The organism is Chryseobacterium sp. LJ668, assembly GCF_019613955.1.
In the GTDB taxonomy this organism is placed as follows: Bacteria; Bacteroidota; Bacteroidia; order Flavobacteriales; family Weeksellaceae; genus Chryseobacterium.
Genome location: NZ_CP080443.1, coordinates 2,831,963 through 2,851,058, shown reverse-complemented (window position 1 = coordinate 2,851,058; position 19,096 = coordinate 2,831,963). Strand labels below are relative to the sequence as shown.

Sequence of the window (19,096 nt, the reverse complement as noted above, 5' to 3'; positions counted from 1 at the left end):
AATGATAATCAAAGCCCTTCATTTATCAGAATTTTAGTGAATTGAATTTTCAAACATTAGATATTTAAATCAAAAAGAGCCTTGTAATTTTTTTTCACAAGACTCTTTTCGGTGCTGTTTTTTAATTATCTGAGAGCGACTTTTACAGATTTTTCACCTGTCGCAGATTTCAAATGCACAAGATAAAAACCACTTTCAAGATCAAAATTCATTTCTGAGCTGGATTTTGCAGTCTTCACCAAATTTCCTGTTGCTGTATACACTTTTACTTCAGTGTTTGTGTTATTCAGGTTAGATACAAATAGAGAATTTCCTTTCGTATAAACTGTCGCCTGAGCTTTTTTCACTCCGTCATGTAGACCTAAAGTTGCAAGGGAAGTTGTACCTACATTGTTTGAAACTTCAATTTTATAGATATTCATCGCCTGATCACCCGCCACATAAATAATTCCGGCTCCGCCCGCATAGTTAGCAGTTAATAACAAAGGATCTGAAGAACTGGCACTTCCTAAAGAACCAATAATGCTGGTTCCATTAGTAACATATAAAGTTCTTGTACCAGAGCCCCCGCTTTTGAACCATACTTTTATGGTACATGCACCGGTTACTGCAAAATAAATATACCTTTTAGTGGGCATCACAAAAGAAGTTGCACCCGTATCCCAGCTACCTCCATTTAGTTTAAAACGTTTTGCCGCAGTATATCCATCAAGGAAGGTTGCACTGTTTGCTTCTACTGCACCGAGATTGGTGACACTCGATCCCGGAATCATCGCTAAGTTATCATACAATGTATCTGCAGAATATCCGGAAGAAACCGGCCATGTAGCGCTGTTTCCAAAATCCCAGGTTTTGCTTTGTGCGTTGATCAGGCTTGTAAAAAACAAGCCAAACAGCAACGATAAGATAAATGTGTTTTTCATAATTAAAGACTTTTAATGTTATTATTATATAAATTTAATGTGAACGCAATCGATTGCATAAAGTTAAATCTAATTTCGATATACGCAAGAAAAAATTTAAATTAATTTAAATACGTCATATAATAGTACTAAAAAATAAATTTTTGGCAACAAATTTTGTTAAATTAAAAAATTTACTATATTTACGTGCAATCGATTACATTCTTAGAAACTATTAGCAAACTATTTTAATGATCAACTTTATGAAGAAAATAATTATATTTTATGTACTGTTTATGGGATTCCTAAGCATGCATGCACAAAATGTCACCATCACCCAGGCAACAGGCTGGATGGAAACAGCTTATGTAAAATGGACGCCAGTAAGTGGTGTCGACAGCTATAAAGTGTATTATACGGGAGGAACTTTCACCGATAAAATCATCGATACCCAATTAATCAGAAATTATGGTTCTTATTACAGAGCTGATGTTCTTGGGCTGAGTGCAGGGATATACACGATAAAAGTAGTTCCTGTTACCGCAAATGTTGACGGACCGGCAACTGTATCTGCACCAATTACTGTAACCGCGCATGACAGATCTGGTTTCGCCCACAGCAACGGAAGAATACCTGGAGCGTATAATCTTGACGGTACACTTAAAGCCAATGCAGTAGTTTTATACGTCACTCAGGATACAAAAAATACTATTTCAATGAATGTTACGGGGGCAAATGCAAATCCGTGCGTAGGCTTACAGACAATCTTGGATGGTTTCAAAAAAGGTCTGGATACTCGACCTCTAGATATTAGGATGATTGGAAATGTTACTGATCCTAATTATATGTTGAATGGAGATATTGTGATAGAAAATAAAAAAATCGCAGCCAGCTCTATAACCTTTGAAGGTGTAGGATCTGATGCATTGGTAAATGGTTGGGGCATCAGGATAAAATCTGCGACCAATATTGAGGTTCGTAATTTGGGATTTATGCTGACTGATGCGTCTGAAGGTGATAATCTGAGTCTTCAACAAGACAATTCTTATGTTTGGGCTCACAATAATGATCTATTTTATGGTGCTCCGGGATCTGATGCCGATCAGGCAAAAGGAGACGGCGCTCTTGATTCAAAAAAATCTACTTATGTAACATTTTCTTACAATCACTTTTGGGATAACGGAAAGAGTTGCCTATTGGGTTTAAGTGAAGGAACTACAACTGATCTGTACATTACCTATCACCACAACTGGTTTGATCATTCAGATTCTAGACATCCACGTGTACGTTATTTTTCTGCACACGTTTATAACAACTATTATGACGGAAATTCTAAATATGGTGTGGGTTCAACTTTAGGATCATCAATTTTTGTGGAAGGAAATTATTTCAGAAACTGTAAATATCCAATGTTGATTTCTAAACAAGGAACTGATATTGCCGGAGGTGCACCAGGAACATTTTCTAATGAAGACGGGGGAATGATCAAAGCTCATAACAACTATATGACAGGTCAGACCGCTTTTGTCCCTTACAGTTCAGCAGCATTAACTCAGTTTGATGCCTATGTTGCCACTAACAGAAATGAAGTACTAACCAGCAGTATTACAGCTGCTCAGGGCGGTGCGACCTATAATAATTTTGACACAAATGCAGCTTTGTACATCAATTCTTTAGTTATTGATAATCCGTTGCAGGGAAGAGATAAAACAATGCAGTTTTCAGGTAGAGTTTCTGGTGGAGATATCAGCTGGACATTCAGCAATGCAGGAGATGACACCTCTTCTTCTGTAAATACAGGATTAATGGCATTATTACAAAATTATACTTCCCAGTTGGTTTCTGTACAAGGAATTACTTCACCCACAATAAGCTCCCAAACATTAACAATCCCCGCAAACAACGACCAAACTATAGTGACGGCAACTGCAATGTCGCCCATGATATTCACTTGGGGCGGAACTGCAACCGATGTAACAGTAACGGGATTACCTGTATCGGGAGTAAGTTTTGTGAAAAATACTACCAACAAAACAGTTACAGTCTCTGGAAATCCTACGGATGATGTAAGCTTTACTGTAATTACTGTTGGCTCAGCAGGAACACCGGTTTCAGGAACAGGAGGCATCAGTGTGATTGCGCCCGGAACTGCACAAGGAAATGAAATTCATAATTTCACAACATCAGCTTTAAGCAGTTCATTTTATACATTCACATCAGCAAACATCAATTCAACTGACGGATCAGCCACATACGATGGACTTACTTTAACAAAACGTCTAAAATTAGAATCGGCGACTTCTATAGCTTACAACACTTTACAGGCTTCAACGTTAACACTGGTTTTTGATCCGACATTCACCGGAACTGTGAAGTTTGACAATGTAAACTATACTGCATCGGCTGGTATTGTTACAATACAAAATGTTGCAGCAGGAGCACATACGATTACAAAAGGAAGTGTTGCCAACTTGTTCTACATTAAAACAGTTTTCAATTCAGGAACATTAGGAACTCAAGAGAATAGCAAAGGAAAATTTTCTGTTTACCCAAATCCTGTCAGTTCAGTACTTACTATTGCAACGCCTAGCAACAGTTTGGTAGAGAAGGTAATTGTAACCAACTCTGCGGGACAAGTAGTAAAAAAAATAAACGAAACCATCACAAAGGTTGATATGAGCAACTTGAGTAATGGGGTTTATTTTTTACAAATTAAAACGAAGGAAGGAATTTTCAATCAAAAAATTATTAAAAAGTAACCATAAACAATTATCATGTTAATCAGGAGTTCGTCTACTAAATGAAGGCGAACTCTTTTTTTTCCGTTGATCTTTTTAAGAAATTAATATTCCAATAAGAATTTTTAACACTTGTTATCAAATGTTGATGGATATCGTTTAAAGTAAAACAAAACCAATGAGTAAATCATTGGTTTTGATATTTTAAATACTAAATGTTATCCGATTTTTTTTCTAATAAATATTTCGTAAGATAGATATAAAAGAGGCAGCGACATAATGCCTATAAATAAAGAGTTCTCTAATGCTGCTTCTGGCTGATTAACGATTGCATAAACTAATCCGAAAAATGCCCCTCCCAAATGGGCAGCATGTCCCAAATTATCCCACTGTTTCGGATTCAGCATCATGTAAACTGAATAACCAAAGTATAAAAGTCCAAATACAAATCCCGGAATCGGAATTGGAATAAAAAACAGAAACAAACTCATTTTAGGAGCCATTGCTATAGCCGCAAACAGAATCCCCGAAACTCCTCCACTTGCACCAATGGCAGAATACCAAGGTTGCTTTTTATAGATAAACAGACTAAATAAATTCCCTAAAAACATTGAGGCAAAGTAAATGATCAGAAATCCTATTTCTCCAAAAAACTGTATTACAGCGCCTTGAAATAGAAATAAAGAAAACATATTAAAAAATAAATGCATAAAATCTGCGTGCAAAAATCCTGAACTAATCAATCTGATATACTCTTTCCGATTATTTATTGCAGCAACATTAAATTTATATTTTTCAAATATTGCCATATTATTCAATCCAAAATAACTGATAATACATGTGATAGCAATAAGTATGATAACAATAACACTCAAATTCATATTTTCTTAATTTTCTATACTTCCCTCTTCAAAAAGATTACCAATCGTTCCGCCGTCATCGTCTGGTGAAGGCGTAATTTCTGGTTCTTCATACACTTCAGGTTCTTCCTCTTCTTCCGGTTCGGGAACGGTGATATTAATTGTTTTTACCTTAAATTTGGTAAATTGATTTCCGATTGCCTTAATTCCTTTTACACCAATAAATTCATCTACGTTTACCGTTTCCGGTTCACGCTCTTTTCCTTTGTCTTTTGCGAAAATGATCTCTGCTGTTGCGCCATTAGAGACTAAAATTCTTTCAATAAAAGATTTCGGATGCTCAGATGGCATAAAGGTCTGCGGATTGGTTGTATTTTCAAGCAAAAATCTTTTGATAAAATAAATATCTTTTTCGCCATCATAATAGATACAGGTGATAGGCTGTTGTGGTCGCCACTTTTCGAGGATGATATATTCGTCATCAAATCGGTTTCCAAGGTCAAAGCTAATCAGTTTTGCTTCACCCTGAGAATTAACGGTCAGGATTTTGTCATCTCCTTTGAAGCTTCCCAGTAGAGTTCCTCTTACATCGGCATTTAAGCGTCTTACCGTATCATCAAACCAGATTTTTCGTGGTGCCAAAGTAGAAACACCCTCTTCTTTGAGATCTACTTTTTTTATAGAATATTTGGTAACCAGATTTCCTTTAGAGTCACGTCCTTTGATCCCTATTTCAGAGAAATCAATATCCATTTTATTTTTTCTGATTCTTGGGTTCGGCTTTAAAAGAACCGTCACTGTCTCCGCTTCACCATTAGGATTTGCTGAGAAATAAAGTGTTTCAGAACCTTTTGTGTCTGATGCTAAAGGGTAATCTGTATTTCTTGTCACACCGGTTACAGAAAAACGTTTCATGTAGTACGGACCTTGCATTCCTTCACGGTAAATCATATTGTAGACGGTACGTTTATCATTTTTCTTCCAGATCGCAACGTGGAGAATATCTTTTCCGATAAATGTTTTGGCTTCTACTTTTACAACCTTCATGCATCCGTCTTTCCGGAAGGTAATGATGTCATCAATGTCTGAACAATCAAATAAAAACTGATCTTTTTTCAATGAAGTTCCTACGAAACCTTCTTCAAAATTGGCGTAGAATTTTTCGTTGGCCACGGCAACTTTCGAGGCATCAATGGTGTCAAAAATCCTTAATTCGGTTTTACGCTCCTTTCCTTTTCCGTATTTTTTCTGTATATTTAAATAATAATCAATAGCATAAGCTGTCAAATTGCCCAAATGATACCTTACCTGCTCTATTTTACCTTCGAGCGCAGCAATATTTTCTTTAAATTTATCTAAATCGAATCTTGAAATTCTTTTAATTCTTATTTCTGTTAGTCTCAGAATATCTTCTTCAGTAACCTCTCTTAAAAGATGCGCTGTGTGGGGCTTTAAACCAATTGCAATTGTTGTTAAAACATCTTCCCAGCTTTTTACTTCTTCAATGTCGTGATAGATTCTGTTTTCAATGAAGATTCTTTCCAGTGAAGAAAAATGCCAGCTTTCCTGCAGCTCATTGAGTTCAATTTCCAATTCTTTTTTAAGCAGTGAAACCGTGTGATCGGTATTCATTCTCAGAATTTCAGAAACATTAAGGAACATTGGCTTGTCGCCGACAATCACACAGGCATTTGGAGAAATAGTAACCTGACAATCGGTAAATGCGTACAATGCATCAATCGTTTTGTCGGGTGAAACCTCATTATGAAGATAAATCAGAATTTCAACCTTATCTGAAGTATTGTCTTCAATTTTTTTAATTTTAATTTTACCTTTTTCGTTGGCTTTGATGATCGAATCTATCAGATCGCCTGTATTTTTAGAAAAGGGAAGCTCAGAAATCATCAGAGTATGCTTGTCGACCTGAGAAATTTTGGCTCTTGCTCTTACTTTTCCGCCTCTGTGGCCATCGTTATATTCTGAAACATCGAGAAAACCTGCCGTCAAAAAATCGGGAAAAAGCTCAAACTTTTTTCCTTTTAAATGAGCAACAGATGCATTAATTAATTCATTAAAATTGTGCGGAAGAATCTTTGTGGAAAGTCCTACTCCAATTCCTTCAACACCTTGTGCCAGAAGTAAAGGAAATTTTACGGGCAAATCTACAGGTTCATTATTTCTGCCATCATAAGATTTAGACCAAACTGTAGTTTTTGGGTTAAAAACCACTTCCAAAGCAAACGGTGTCAATCTTGCTTCAATATATCTTGCGGCAGCTGCAGAATCTCCTGTATAAATATTTCCCCAGTTTCCCTGCGTGTCAATTAAAAGTTCTCTCTGCCCTATTCCTACCATCGCATCAGTAATTGATGCATCACCGTGTGGGTGATATTTCATGGTATTCCCTACAATATTGGCAACTTTATTGTACCTGCCGTCTTCCAATTCACGCATGGAATGCATAATTCTTCGCTGAACAGGTTTGAAGCCATCATAAACAGACGGAATGGCTCTGTCTAAAATTACATAAGATGCATAATCCAGAAACCAGTCTTTGTACAGTCCTGAAACTTTTTTTAAGCTTTCGCCTTCGTGAGCGTTTTCTTCTATCATTGCTTTCTTACTATCTTCTTTCTTTATTTGCTTTGATTACTTTACTGAGCGAAAATTTCAAATCATTGACTTCTTTCTGCGTCAGATATGATATTTCGTATTTTAAAATGGTAGAACCACTGTTTTTGCTAGATATTGTTAAATACAATCTTTTTACAAAAAATATGTTCACCACATCATACTTAATGAGTTTGTATTTTGGAAATTCATCACTTAAAGCTTTGCTTAAAAAGGGTATAATATTTCTGTTTCTAAAATGAATGGCTTCACCATCACTGTCATATTCAAAAATCTGCCTGCCGTTAAGATAATAAAGAGTTAATAAAATGAGTGGAATGATGATTAAAAGATAGCTTTCTAATCCCAAAATATTAAACTTATATTCTTCCAATAAAAATGCAATGATTCCTATTAATAATGTCATCAATAATAATGTATTGACAAAATTGTAGATTGGAGCTTTACTTCGGTTACTTAATCTCATTTGTGTTCATATTTTATAACTCTTCAGCTTCTATTACTATTTCTTTATCACTGATATTAGAATCTTCAACCACTAGATTTTCAAGAATAAAAACCTGTCTGTCAGGCGTATTTTTGCCCATATAAAACTCGAGCAGCTGCTCAATCGTTTGATCTTTTCCCAGAACAACAGGTTCTAGGCGAATATCTTTTCCAATGAAATTCTTAAATTCATCGGGCGAAATTTCTCCCAAACCTTTAAATCGGGTAATCTCAGGGTTTTTACCTAGTTCATTTAAAGCTTTTACCCTTTCCAACTCAGAATAACAATATCTGGTTTCCTTTTTATTTCTCACTCTGAATAATGGTGTCTGGAGGATATACAAATGTCCGTTCTTGATCACATCAGGGAAAAACTGAAGGAAAAAAGTGATCATCAGAAGTCTGATGTGCATTCCGTCAACATCAGCATCGGTTGCGATAATAACCTGATTATATCTTAAATCTTCAAGGCTTTCTTCAATGTTTAAAGCAGCTTGCAAAAGGTTGAATTCTTCATTTTCATAAACTACTTTTTTGGTTAAACCATAACAGTTCAACGGTTTACCTTTTAAAGAAAATACAGCCTGTGTTTCTACATCTCTAGATTTTGTGATAGATCCTGATGCAGAATCTCCCTCGGTAATGAAAATCTGAGTTTCGGCTTTTCTTTCTGCTTTTTGATCGTTGTAATGCTGTCTGCAGTCACGCAATTTTTTATTGTGAAGCGAAACTTTTTTTGCCCTTTCTCTCGCCAACTTCTGAATTCCTGAAAGTTCTTTTCTTTCTCTTTCTGAAATTAAAATTTTTCTCTGAATCGCTTCTGCAATCTCAGGATTTTTATGCAGGAAATTATCCAACTTACTTTTTAAGAAATCGATAATAAAAATTCTTACGGTCGGACCATTGGGGCCAATATCGTTTGAGCCCAATTTCGTTTTCGTCTGAGATTCAAAAACCGGTTCTTCGACATTGATTGAAATTGCTGCGACAATAGATTTTCTGATATCTGATGCATCAAAATTTTTATTAAAAAACTCACGGATCGTTTTTACGTAAGCTTCACGAAATGCATTCAAATGTGTTCCGCCCTGGGTAGTATTTTGTCCGTTGACGAAAGAAAAATACGTTTCTGTTTGTGATTTATCAGTATGCGTCACCGCCAATTCGATGTCATTATCGCGTAAATGGACAATCGGATACAATACATCATTTTCCAGTTCTTCTTCCAGTAAATCTTTAAGACCGTTTTCAGAATAAAAAGTTTCGCCGTTAAAAAGAATTTTTAACCCCGGATTCAGGTAAGAATAATTACGGAGCATTCTCTCGATATACTCTTTTCTGTACTTAAAATGAAGAAAAATATCAGCATCCGGAACAAATGAAATTTCAGTTCCGTTACGGTCTGAAGTTTCTTTTTCTACATGATCTTCGGTAATGATTCCTCTTGAAAATTCTGCCATTTTCATTTTCCCTTCCCGGAAAGACCGTACACGGAAGTAATCTGAAAGTGCATTCACAGCTTTAGTCCCCACTCCATTTAAACCAACAGATTTTTTGAAGGCTTTACTGTCATATTTTCCACCGGTATTCATTTTTGAAACTGCATCAACCACTTTTCCTAACGGAATTCCACGCCCAAAATCGCGAATCGTTACTCTCCCGTCGTCGACTTTTATTTCAATTCTTTTCCCGGATTTCATTCTGAACTCATCAATTGAGTTATCAAGAATTTCTTTCAGTAAAATATAAATACCGTCATCGGCAGATGAGCCGTCTCCCAACTTCCCAATGTACATACCGGGACGTAAACGAATATGCTCCTGCCAATCGAGGGTTCTGATGTTATCTTCGGAATATACAGGGTTTATTTCTTGTGACATAGATTATTTCAGCAAACATACAAAAGTACGAAATAAACAAAAATATCCGAATATTTGAGACCGTTTTTTCTACTATATTTTATAGGGGTCGGTTTAAAGTTTAAACCTTAAAAATTGACAGATACTTAAGTTTAAATATTGATTAAGTTAGAAATTTCAATAGTGTTATATAATTGAAATTTCAAAAATTGCTGTACATTAGAGTTTATTATTTTTTATCACATGATACAACTCCCTTTTTCAAAACTTTCAAATGTAGGAACCACAATTTTCAGTCAGATGACTCAATTGGCCAATGAAAATGAGGCCATCAATTTATCGCAGGGATTTCCTGATTTTATGCCCGATTCTCAACTTTTAAATTTTGTAAATCATTTCATTCAAAAAGGTTTTAACCAATATGCGCCAATGGGTGGAATAATGGGTCTAAAAGAAGAAATAGCTAGAAAGATCGAAAACAGTCATCAGACGGCTTATCATCCGGACTCTGAAATAACCATTACCGCAGGCGGAACCCAAGCTATTTTTACGACAATTGCTACTTTCATTAAAAAAGATGATGAAGTCATTATTTTTGAACCTGCCTATGATTGTTATGAGCCTACAGTAGAGCTTTTCGGAGGAATTATAAAACGTTTTGAAATGAGAGCTCCCGATTATGAAATTGACTGGAATGTTGTGAAAAATTTAGTCTCGGAAAAAACCAAAATGATTATTATAAACAATCCCAACAATCCTTCAGGAAAGATTTTAAAGGAAAACGATGTTAAGGAACTTATTTCTATTGTAAAGGACACTTCGATCCTCATTTTAAGCGATGAAGTATATGAGAATATTATTTTTGACGGAAAAGAACATTTGAGCATCTGCAAATATCCCGAACTGAAAGAAAGGAGTCTTTTAGTTGCTTCATTCGGAAAACTTTTTCACGTTACCGGTTGGAAAATCGGATATTGTGCCGCTCCAAAAGCTTTGACAGACGAGTTCAGGAAAGTACATCAGTTCAATGTTTTCTCGGTCAACACACCCATTCAAATGGCTTTGGCGGAATATATGAAAAATGATGAGCATTATTTGGGTCTGAATCATTTTTTCCAGGAAAAAAGAGATTTTTTAAGACAAGGTTTAGCGCAAACTTCATTTGAATTGCTCGATTGTGAAGGAACCTATTTTCAGGCTTTGAAGTATGATAAAATCTCAGACAAATCTGATTTTGATTTCGCTCAGGAATTAACGGTTAAACATAAAGTGGCGAGCGTTCCGTTTTCATCTTTTTATAAAAATAAACTGAACGAAAATGTAATCAGACTTTGTTTTGCTAAAAAGCAGGAAACATTGGAAAAAGCGATCGAGAATTTGGCTAAGTTGTAATAAAAATCTCTAGCAGATTTTGATTGATCTGTACAATTCGCAAAATCCGCTAGAGATAATGAATTAAAAGAAATTATTTTTTGTCAGTTTAAAAGAACATTCCGCCAGAAGCTTCAATTCTTTGTGCATTGATCCATCTTGCATCTTCGGTACACAAAAATGCTACTACTCCACCGATATCGTCTGGCAAACCTGCTCTTCCCAATGCGGTATTTGAAGCAATCATTGCATTGATATTTTCATCATCTCTTGTTCTTCCTCCACCAAAATCGGTTTCAATGGCTCCCGGAGCGACCACATTGACTTTTATTCTTCTTGAACCTAATTCTTTCGCCATGTATTTCGTCAACATTTCAACTCCGGCTTTCATAGAACCGTAAACTGATGATCCCGGTAAGGCAAATCTTGCCAATCCTGAAGAAATATTGATGATTCCGCCACCATCATTGATGAATGGCAAAAATTTCTGAGTTAAAAAGAAAACACCTTTGAAATGAATGTTGAACATATCATCCATCTGCTCTTCAGTGGTTTCTGTGATTGGAGAATACAAAGCCGTTCCTGCGTTATTGATCAGAAAATCTATATTCGGGCTTCCTGTATTTTCTTGTAAATGCTCGGTGACGGTTTTAATAAAGTGATCGAAACTTTTTACATCTCTAGTATCTAATTGCACAGCCATCGATTTTCTTCCTAAAGCCTGAATTTCGCTCACTACATTTTCAGCTTCTTCTTTATTGCTATGATAAGTAATAATGACATCTAGACCTTTTTGAGCGATTTTCAATGCAGAATTTCTTCCTAATCCACGACTTCCGCCTGTTATTACTGCGACTTTTGTTCTGTTATCCATTTTTGATATTTTTATTGAGACAAAGTTCCGTCATTTTGTAAGTTCTTTATTTGCTTCAATCAATCTGAAATTTGCATAATTCAAATCACGAACGAAATTCAAGAGGAGCAATTGTAGTTTTTCTTTTAAAGAAATTTGAAAAATGAGCAATTTCTTCAAATCCCAATGCGTAGGAAATCTCAGAAACGTTCCAATTGGTTTGCTTTAATAAGATCTTAGCTTCCTGAATGACACGATCTGCAATAAATTCGGTGGTCGTTTTTCCTGTACTTTCTTTTAAATTTTTATTTAAATAATTCACGTGAATTGATAATCTTTCCGCATAATCTTTGGCAACTTTCAGCTGAATACGTTGATCGGGAGATTCGATAGGAAACTGCCTTTCGAGCAGTTCAATAAATAAAGAAACGACACGCAGCGAAGCGTTGTGAGAAGTTGAAGATTTGACGGCGGGCTGTAACTTTTGTCCGTAATGAATCAGTTCAAAAACATAATTTCTGATCAGATCATATTTAAAGACATAATCAGAATCAATTTCTTTTTTGATTTTTGAAAACAATAATTCAATTTCATCCGCCATTTTATCATCAATTTCAAAAACAGGAATTGCGCCCGGCTGAAATAAAGGCAGATCTTCCAATATATTCTGAGAAGAATTTTTAGTAAAAAAATCACCGGTGAAAACACAGAAACTTCCCTTCTGATCTTCATCTTCAGGAACATAATGGTAAGGAACTTTGGGCGTTGCAAAAAGCAAAGCGTTCTTTTTTATCGAAATTACTTTATCTGCATATTCCGCTCTGTTTTTACCCCGAATCAAACTGATTTTATAATATTTTCTTCTGTTGTAAGGCATTTCAGAAGTCTTCTTGACATTCGCAAGGGTTTGAGCAATATCAAAAACATTAAAATGACCGATATCTTTGTGAAGTCCTTTAGGAAAAATACTTTCCAGATCTTTCCCGAGCATTTTTGCCATTTCTCCATAAAAGTCTTCTAAAGAAGCGTGAGCAATTTTTTCCATGATGCGGAATTTGTATGAATCAAATATAAAAAATTTTATGACACTGTTTGTCCTACCATAGTTAAAACCCATTTTCCGTTCTTATATTCAGCAGAAAAATCGCTCGAACTGCCGCTTCCCCAACTGTTTATATAAAAAATATCCGGATTATTTTTATTTTTCTTGATTTTATCAATTCCATGTCTTGACACATCAGTAATTTTCACATAATCTGTTTGTGATTTCAAATCTTCTGGAATAAATAAAACATGATATTTAGGATTTATCTGATGAAAGTAATCGCAATCACTGATAAAAACTTCAAAAAAATAATTATGATCACGAAGATTTTCATTTCCATAATCAGGAAGAAGATCTTCGTAAAGTTGGGTAAATTTATTTTTCTCAGATTTAAACATCGGATTGAGGTCTTTAAAATCATCAATTCCGTCACCATCCGAATCTTTTCTATCCGGATTTAAACCAAAACCGTTTTCAAAAATATCATTATAGCCATCATCGTCGGAATCTTTCATTAAATCTTCTAATTTAATTTTAAATAATTTTCCGTCTGCAATCGCAGAATAATCATCATATCCAGGTAAGCCAGCAACTTTAACAATTTTAACGAGACTTCCTTCAAGTTCTAAAAAACCCTTATTGATCATTGGCTTTTTCTGAATTTCATTAAAATAATAATGGCTGAAACTCAATCCTAAAAAATAAGCATTTGTTTTATTATTTTCAATTTTCAACAGCCAGTATCCCAGATTATTTTCCCCCAAACAGTATTGAGCACTTCCCAAAACTTGTTTATTAGAGCATGAAAACTGATCATCAAATTTCTCCTTAAAATCTTTGTATTCTTCTTTTTTCTTTTCCCATTTTATTTCTTCTAATTCTTCATCTTGAAAATAATTACGTTCAATACTGTCTTGCCTGAACGATCTGTAATTTTTTAAACTTACCACTTCAAGATAATCTGGCTTATTTTCAAGAATTTGCTGAGCAGTAAATGGTTTTTCTTCCTCATAAATAGTCTTATCTTCCTTTTCAATAAAACAATTTTCTTCGGGATTTTTCGAGCACGATACAAAAAATAAGATAAACAGTAAAAGCATAAAATATTTCATAAAACTTTTTATGAAGATAACAAAAACGCTCCCAAATTCATGGGAGCGCTCTTTAAAATACTATAACTAACTTTTAATATTTTTAAACATTAAATCTGAAGTGCATAATATCACCGTCTTGTACGATGTATTCTTTTCCTTCAACAGAGAGCTTTCCGGCTTCTTTTACCTTAGCTTCTGTACCGTAGCTCACGTAATCGTTATACTTGATCACTTCTGCTCGGATGAATCCTTTTTCAAAATCGGTGTGAATAACACCTGCAGCTTGAGGAGCCGTCCAGCCTTGTCCGATTGTCCACGCTCTCACTTCTTTTACTCCGGCAGTAAAATAAGTCTGTAGCTTTAATAAATCATACGCTTTTCTGATCAAACGGTTTACACCTGGTTCAGTTAAGCCTAATTCTTCCAAGAAAATTTCTCTTTCTTCAAAGGTGTCTAATTCATTGATATCTGCTTCGATCTGAGCAGCTAAAACCACGACTTCAGCCTTTTCTTTCTGTGCCATTTCTTCAATCTTGGCAATCCATTCGTTTCCATTTTTGATAGAATTTTCGTCTACATTACAAACGTAAAGAACTGGTTTATTGGTCAATAGCTGAACATCTCCTATGATTGAAGCTGCAAAATCATCCATCGGGAATTCTCTTGCATTTTTACCGTCTTCGAGAAATTTTTCAAGGTTATGAAGCGTTTCATACGTCAAAATATCTTCTTTCTTTCCTGACTTGATGAATTTTTTAGCTTTTTCAACTGCTTTTCCTATAGTTTCCAAATCTTTCAACTGAAGTTCGATGTCAATAATTTCTTTATCTCTCATCGGGTCTACAGAACCTTCAACGTGGATGATATTTCCGTTTTCGAAACATCTTAAAACATGAATAATCGCTTCGCACTCTCTGATGTTGGCCAAAAACTGGTTTCCTAAACCTTCCCCTTTGCTCGCTCCTTTCACTAAACCGGCAATATCAACGATCTCTACAACAGCAGGTAAAACTTTTTCAGGATTTACCAGTTTTTCAAGCTCAAATAGTCTCTGATCAGGTACAGAAACTGTTCCTAAATTAGGCTCAATTGTACAGAAAGGATAATTGGCTGATTGCGCTTTAGCATTGCTCAAGCAGTTAAAAAGAGTTGATTTACCTACATTGGGTAAGCCTACGATTCCACATTTCATAACGAAATTTTGTTTTAATTTATTGTGTTATGCAACCTTTCGGCTCCATACTTTACCTGGTTTTTGCAATCAGCTTTTTGCTTTTTGCATGTTAAAAATAAAGGTCAGCAAAGATAGTGATTTTAAAGAGAGATTCATAATAAAAAAAATCTGCCAAAAGAATTGACAGATTTTCAGAAATAATAATTTAACGAAGTGTTTTTATGGGTTTGCACCGGTTGCATCTTGCGCCTGCTCAGCATCGTCCGGTAGTGTTTCCAAAGTTTTATCAAGTGTAAACAGAGATTCGTCACTGGCTCTGTCTCCACCTGCAATTTTCAATTTATCTATTAAATTCATTGCAAAAGTTTCTTCTTCAATTTGCTCTTTAACAAACCATTGCAGAAAATTCCATGAAGCCCAGTCTTTTTCTTCGAAAGCAATATTGACTAAGTTATAAATTGCTGTTGTATTGTCTACTTCATGTTGAAAAACAAGATCAAAACAATGGGAAAGACTTGTCGGTTCCTGACCCGGTGAAGGCAGTGCTGTAACAGTTGGTTTGCCGCCTCTGTTGAGCACATACTGCATAAATTTTACAGCGTGGTCTCTTTCTTCCTGTGCATGGCGAAAGAGAAAATTTGAAATTCCACCATACCCTTTATCTGCAGCCCAAATTCCATAAGAAAAATAAACTCTGGACTGCAAATCTTCAGTATTCATCTGGTCGCTCAAAGCCTGTTCCAGTCTTGGTGAAAGTCTGTTTGTATTCATAATTATATATTTTTAAGTGTATAAGCTTAATAGGATACAAAAATGATTCCGAGACAATATTTTAGATATAAATTGGCCGTGACAGGACTGTAGTAAATTGTGTGTCAATAATTTATATATTTAATTTATAGTGAATCTAAAATAAAAGCCAGTTCGATTTTTCTAACTGACTTTAAATATGATGATATTGGAAGATTTTTGTTACTATGAATGACAGTATAACTCCTCAACTTATTTTATTTGCTTTGCCATGTAGTCACTTTCATTCCCAAGACGGTCGATTGCCTTTATTGCAATAGTATTTAGAATTTTACCGTCTTTGTTTTTAAGAATTTCTTTTGAAAGTTTTTCCAAAGTCAGGATTTCAGTTTCCCAGATCCCGTTGTATTGAGTAAAAAGAACCCACTGGAAAACGTTTCCTATATTTTTTGAACTCCAGCTTGTTTTGATAAAGCTTCCGTTATCATTTATAAATAAGGTCGGTTTTTCTAAGGGAATAGATTTTATCCACGGACTTTTCGGGATTAATGCTTTCTCTCTGTAAGGTCCGTTTTTCAACGTTGGAAGCATATTTGAATTTTTTGTAAGACCTGCAATACTCCAATGAATCTCACCGGCATCGTTGTTTAAAATCTGTCTAGACAATTCAATCTGATTCTTAATTTCCGTCGGGCGGTCTGAAACTTTAATCTCTACCGTATTTAATCCCGGCCACAGATGGCGGTTCATGGTATTCTCAGATTTCCACCAGTTGAGTAATGAACCGAACGGCTGACCTTTAGATTCGATCGGCCAGTATAATTGGGGCGAAAAATAATCTACCCAACCTTTGTTTAACCACAATTTTGCATCGGCATACAATTCATCATATTGCGATGACCCAACGATTCCCTCCGGGTAACCTGGTTTCCAGATTCCAAACGGACTGATTCCGAAACGTACATAATTTTTCTCTGCGTGAATTTCTTTATAAATTCTTTCTACAAATTTGTTGACACTATCTCGCCTCCAGTCAGCTCTTGAAAGGGTTCCGCCTGAATTCTGATAGGCATTCCAGCTTGTATGATCCGGAAAATCTCTTCCGCTGTTGTACGTTGCATACGGATAAAAATAATCGTCAAAATGGATCGCATCGAGATCATATCTCTTGACCAGATCTTTCACCACATTGGATACATGCCCCTGAGTTTTGGGGTTGGCAGGATCAAACCAATACATCCCGTTTTTTAATTTTATGGTAATATCTGAGAGCTTATAGACCATCGATTGGTTGGAAACGACACCTCCATTAGAATGATGCGCTCTGTATGGATTTAGCCACACATGAAGCTCTATTCCTCTTTTGTGAGATTCTTCGATCCAGAATTGTAAGGGGTCATAGTTCGGGTAAGGCGGCTCACCTGTTTTTCCTGTCAGAAAGTATGACCACGGCTCCAGTTCACTTGTATATAAAGCATCTGCGGACGGACGCGCCTGAAATATGACGGCATTAAAATTATTTTCCTGAAGCATATTCAACATAATGATGGCTTCGGCTTTTTGCTGCTCAACAGACAAATTATTTTTCGAAGGCCAGTTGATATTGGCAACACTGGCAATCCATGCACCCCGAAACTCACGCTTGATGGCAGGAAGATTTACTTTAAAATCTGTTTCAATGATTGTGGTCGTCTGTGGCTTAACAGCAACAGCAGAATCTTTAGGTTTAGATTTATATCTGTTCTCTTTAGATGTATTTTGTATCGTTGAAGTATTTTTCTGGACAGAACACGAACTGCTGATTGAGGCAAAAAAACCTAAAATGAATAGTATTTTTATTTTGTTGATTTTCATAGAGTGCAAAAAGGATGTTAACAGTTTTGAATAAGACCAATCTCATTCTTATTTGAAGAAATACAAATTTAGAAAGTTGAAATAAAATTAACAGTACAAAATTGAATAATTATGCTGTTAATTTTATTTAAAAACATTTTTCAGAAAGCATTTGAGTGGGTTTGGCTTTAAGACTTAGGGACAGGATTAATGCTCGATCTGATCTTTTGCCACAAATCCCTCAAGACCGTCTGAAGTTTTGATATGATACCATTGTCCATCGGTTGCAAGAATCTGAACAGATCTTTTGAGGTCATTCGTTGCCAATATTGCGTATTGAGTTCCCGGACCACTTCTCACATTCTTTCCGGCCTTTAGATTTTTATCATCAAACTTTTTTTTATTTAATTCTGAAATCATTTGAGGAACAGCACGTTGTTTTATGAATGGATAGGGGTCTACGGCACCACCAGTTGAGTAGATTCCAAAATGAAGATGAGTGGCTCCTCCTGCTGCATTGCCTGTGTTCCCTACCCATCCCAATGTGTCTCCGGCTTTTACGCTTTTTCCGTTTTGGGTGATAATACTGTCGAGATGAGCGTAATAAAGCGAGTTCCCCACTGCATCGTCACGCAACCAAACCTGTTTCCCACCCAATCCCTGATTCCCGGTTCGTACTATTGTTCCATCAGCAACGGCTACAACAGGAGTTTTTCGAGGTGCAAAAATATCAACTCCTTCATGACTTCTGCCACCACCATCACGGCTTGCGCCCCAAAAACTCTGAACGTTTTTATTTCCTTTGCCTGCAACAGGAAAGGTAAGAGATGGCTGGGTGTAGATTTTTATTTTAAATGTTCCGCTGTAAGCAATTTCAGGCTGCATCACCAATTTATACCAACCGTTTTCTGTGATCTGTTTTGAAAATAAATTATTTTTTATAACACCGCTTTTCATGATTTCAGAACCGGAATTTTGATTAAGCAGATCAATGAATATTTTCTTATCCGCATTAATCGTTTCGGTTTCGATGACAAGCAAATCTCCTTTTTGAAGTTCTATTGAATATCCAAATGCAGGAGTATCCAAACTGTCTGCATTAATGATTAAAGATGTTCCGTCTTTAATTTTCAGTTGATTGGCGGCGGCTGCAGAAAAATCTCTCTTCCATTGCGTCATCAGACTATCTGCTCCCAAAAAGCTACGTTCATATTTTGCACGTTCGGAAGTTTCAAACACGTTTTTGGGAATCTTCAATCCGTCACAGGAAATGAGGAATAAAACTGAAAGGATGAGGGCTAAAAATGATTTGTATCTGACCATAAGCGGTTAAATACAAAAATTTAGCCGTAGGACGGATAGTAAATACAATATATATTCTTTTGTCCTGAAATAAAAGATTCAACGAAGTCAAACAAAAGAACAATACCAAACTCCTGAACAAGACCTGGAAACTTGAAAAAAAACTTTTGTCTTGCACAAATACAAAAGCCCCGAAAA

The 19,096-nt window shown here is 35.7% G+C and carries 14 protein-coding genes; 2 read left to right on the top strand and 12 right to left on the bottom strand.

What is annotated here, in order from left to right; genetic code table 11:
• Positions 1-125: 125 nt before the first annotated feature.
• Positions 126-923, bottom strand: coding sequence for a T9SS type A sorting domain-containing protein (locus K0U91_RS13260; protein ID WP_219969270.1), 798 nt, complete (start codon positions 921-923; stop codon positions 126-128).
• Between the two features lie 242 nt (positions 924-1,165).
• On the opposite strand from K0U91_RS13260, the gene K0U91_RS13255 reads away from it, so the two are divergent.
• Entirely contained in the window at positions 1,166-3,661 is a 2,496-nt protein-coding gene (locus tag K0U91_RS13255; protein WP_220179095.1) for a pectate lyase family protein, read from the top strand.
• Positions 3,662-3,858: 197 nt separating this feature from the next.
• Here the strand turns inward: K0U91_RS13255 and K0U91_RS13250 are convergent, their stop codons facing one another.
• From K0U91_RS13250 to K0U91_RS13235, 4 genes are read right to left on the bottom strand one after another with little or no spacing between them, the layout of a single operon-like run.
• On the bottom strand, positions 3,859-4,515 hold the full coding sequence (locus tag K0U91_RS13250) for a rhomboid family intramembrane serine protease (RefSeq protein ID WP_219969605.1): 657 nt from the start codon (positions 4,513-4,515) through the stop codon (positions 3,859-3,861).
• A 12-nt stretch (positions 4,516-4,527) separates the two neighbouring features.
• On the bottom strand, positions 4,528-7,113 hold the full coding sequence (locus K0U91_RS13245) for a DNA gyrase/topoisomerase IV subunit A (RefSeq protein ID WP_220179094.1): 2,586 nt from the start codon (positions 7,111-7,113) through the stop codon (positions 4,528-4,530).
• A 10-nt stretch (positions 7,114-7,123) separates the two neighbouring features.
• Positions 7,124-7,597 carry a hypothetical protein gene (locus K0U91_RS13240; RefSeq protein WP_219969273.1) on the bottom strand — a complete coding sequence of 158 codons (474 nt, stop codon included), beginning with the start codon at positions 7,595-7,597 and terminating at the stop codon, positions 7,124-7,126.
• Positions 7,598-7,610: 13 nt separating this feature from the next.
• Entirely contained in the window at positions 7,611-9,497 is a 1,887-nt protein-coding gene (locus K0U91_RS13235) for a DNA topoisomerase IV subunit B (RefSeq protein WP_219969274.1), read from the bottom strand.
• 222 nt (positions 9,498-9,719) lie between these two features.
• Here K0U91_RS13235 and K0U91_RS13230 point away from each other — a divergent pair, with 222 nt between their 5' ends.
• The gene (locus tag K0U91_RS13230) at positions 9,720-10,868 is read left to right on the top strand and encodes a methionine aminotransferase (RefSeq protein ID WP_220179093.1); all 1,149 of its coding nucleotides are present in this window, start codon (positions 9,720-9,722) and stop codon (positions 10,866-10,868) included.
• Positions 10,869-10,956: 88 nt separating this feature from the next.
• On the opposite strand, the gene K0U91_RS13225 is transcribed toward K0U91_RS13230, so the two are convergent.
• From K0U91_RS13225 to K0U91_RS13195, 7 genes are all read right to left on the bottom strand, one after another.
• The gene (locus K0U91_RS13225) at positions 10,957-11,721 is read right to left on the bottom strand and encodes an SDR family NAD(P)-dependent oxidoreductase (protein WP_220179092.1); all 765 of its coding nucleotides are present in this window, start codon (positions 11,719-11,721) and stop codon (positions 10,957-10,959) included.
• An 85-nt stretch (positions 11,722-11,806) separates the two neighbouring features.
• The gene (locus K0U91_RS13220) at positions 11,807-12,745 is read right to left on the bottom strand and encodes a helix-turn-helix domain-containing protein (RefSeq protein ID WP_220179091.1); all 939 of its coding nucleotides are present in this window, start codon (positions 12,743-12,745) and stop codon (positions 11,807-11,809) included.
• Positions 12,746-12,780: 35 nt separating this feature from the next.
• Positions 12,781-13,857: a hypothetical protein gene (locus K0U91_RS13215; protein ID WP_220179090.1), complete on the bottom strand. Its 1,077-nt coding sequence runs from the start codon at positions 13,855-13,857 to the stop codon at positions 12,781-12,783.
• An 82-nt stretch (positions 13,858-13,939) separates the two neighbouring features.
• Entirely contained in the window at positions 13,940-15,031 is a 1,092-nt protein-coding gene (gene ychF, locus K0U91_RS13210) for a redox-regulated ATPase YchF (RefSeq protein ID WP_220179089.1), read from the bottom strand.
• Between the two features lie 201 nt (positions 15,032-15,232).
• The gene (locus K0U91_RS13205; RefSeq protein ID WP_219969279.1) at positions 15,233-15,784 is read right to left on the bottom strand and encodes a ferritin; all 552 of its coding nucleotides are present in this window, start codon (positions 15,782-15,784) and stop codon (positions 15,233-15,235) included.
• A 231-nt stretch (positions 15,785-16,015) separates the two neighbouring features.
• Positions 16,016-17,617, bottom strand: a complete 1,602-nt coding sequence (locus K0U91_RS13200) for a glycoside hydrolase family 10 protein (RefSeq protein ID WP_220179088.1) — start codon at positions 17,615-17,617, stop codon at positions 16,016-16,018.
• A 186-nt stretch (positions 17,618-17,803) separates the two neighbouring features.
• Positions 17,804-18,919 carry a M23 family metallopeptidase gene (locus K0U91_RS13195; RefSeq protein WP_220179087.1) on the bottom strand — a complete coding sequence of 372 codons (1,116 nt, stop codon included), beginning with the start codon at positions 18,917-18,919 and terminating at the stop codon, positions 17,804-17,806.
• Positions 18,920-19,096: the final 177 nt, after the last annotated feature.

Bases quoted from the DNA above. Each gene is read 5' to 3' on its own strand.
- K0U91_RS13205 (WP_219969279.1), bottom strand. From the start codon at position 15,784: ATGAATACAAACAGACTTTCACCAAGACTGGAACAGGCTTTGAGCGAC.
- K0U91_RS13255 (WP_220179095.1), top strand. From the start codon at position 1,166: ATGAAGAAAATAATTATATTTTATGTACTGTTTATGGGATTCCTAAGC.
- K0U91_RS13230 (WP_220179093.1), top strand. From the start codon at position 9,720: ATGATACAACTCCCTTTTTCAAAACTTTCAAATGTAGGAACCACAATT.
- K0U91_RS13240 (WP_219969273.1), bottom strand. From the start codon at position 7,597: ATGAGATTAAGTAACCGAAGTAAAGCTCCAATCTACAATTTTGTCAAT.
- K0U91_RS13200 (WP_220179088.1), bottom strand. From the start codon at position 17,617: ATGAAAATCAACAAAATAAAAATACTATTCATTTTAGGTTTTTTTGCC.
- K0U91_RS13245 (WP_220179094.1), bottom strand. From the start codon at position 7,113: ATGATAGAAGAAAACGCTCACGAAGGCGAAAGCTTAAAAAAAGTTTCA.
- K0U91_RS13235 (WP_219969274.1), bottom strand. From the start codon at position 9,497: ATGTCACAAGAAATAAACCCTGTATATTCCGAAGATAACATCAGAACC.
- K0U91_RS13225 (WP_220179092.1), bottom strand. From the start codon at position 11,721: ATGGATAACAGAACAAAAGTCGCAGTAATAACAGGCGGAAGTCGTGGA.
- K0U91_RS13220 (WP_220179091.1), bottom strand. From the start codon at position 12,745: ATGGAAAAAATTGCTCACGCTTCTTTAGAAGACTTTTATGGAGAAATG.
- K0U91_RS13260 (WP_219969270.1), bottom strand. From the start codon at position 923: ATGAAAAACACATTTATCTTATCGTTGCTGTTTGGCTTGTTTTTTACA.
- ychF (WP_220179089.1), bottom strand. From the start codon at position 15,031: ATGAAATGTGGAATCGTAGGCTTACCCAATGTAGGTAAATCAACTCTT.
- K0U91_RS13195 (WP_220179087.1), bottom strand. From the start codon at position 18,919: ATGGTCAGATACAAATCATTTTTAGCCCTCATCCTTTCAGTTTTATTC.
- K0U91_RS13215 (WP_220179090.1), bottom strand. From the start codon at position 13,857: ATGAAATATTTTATGCTTTTACTGTTTATCTTATTTTTTGTATCGTGC.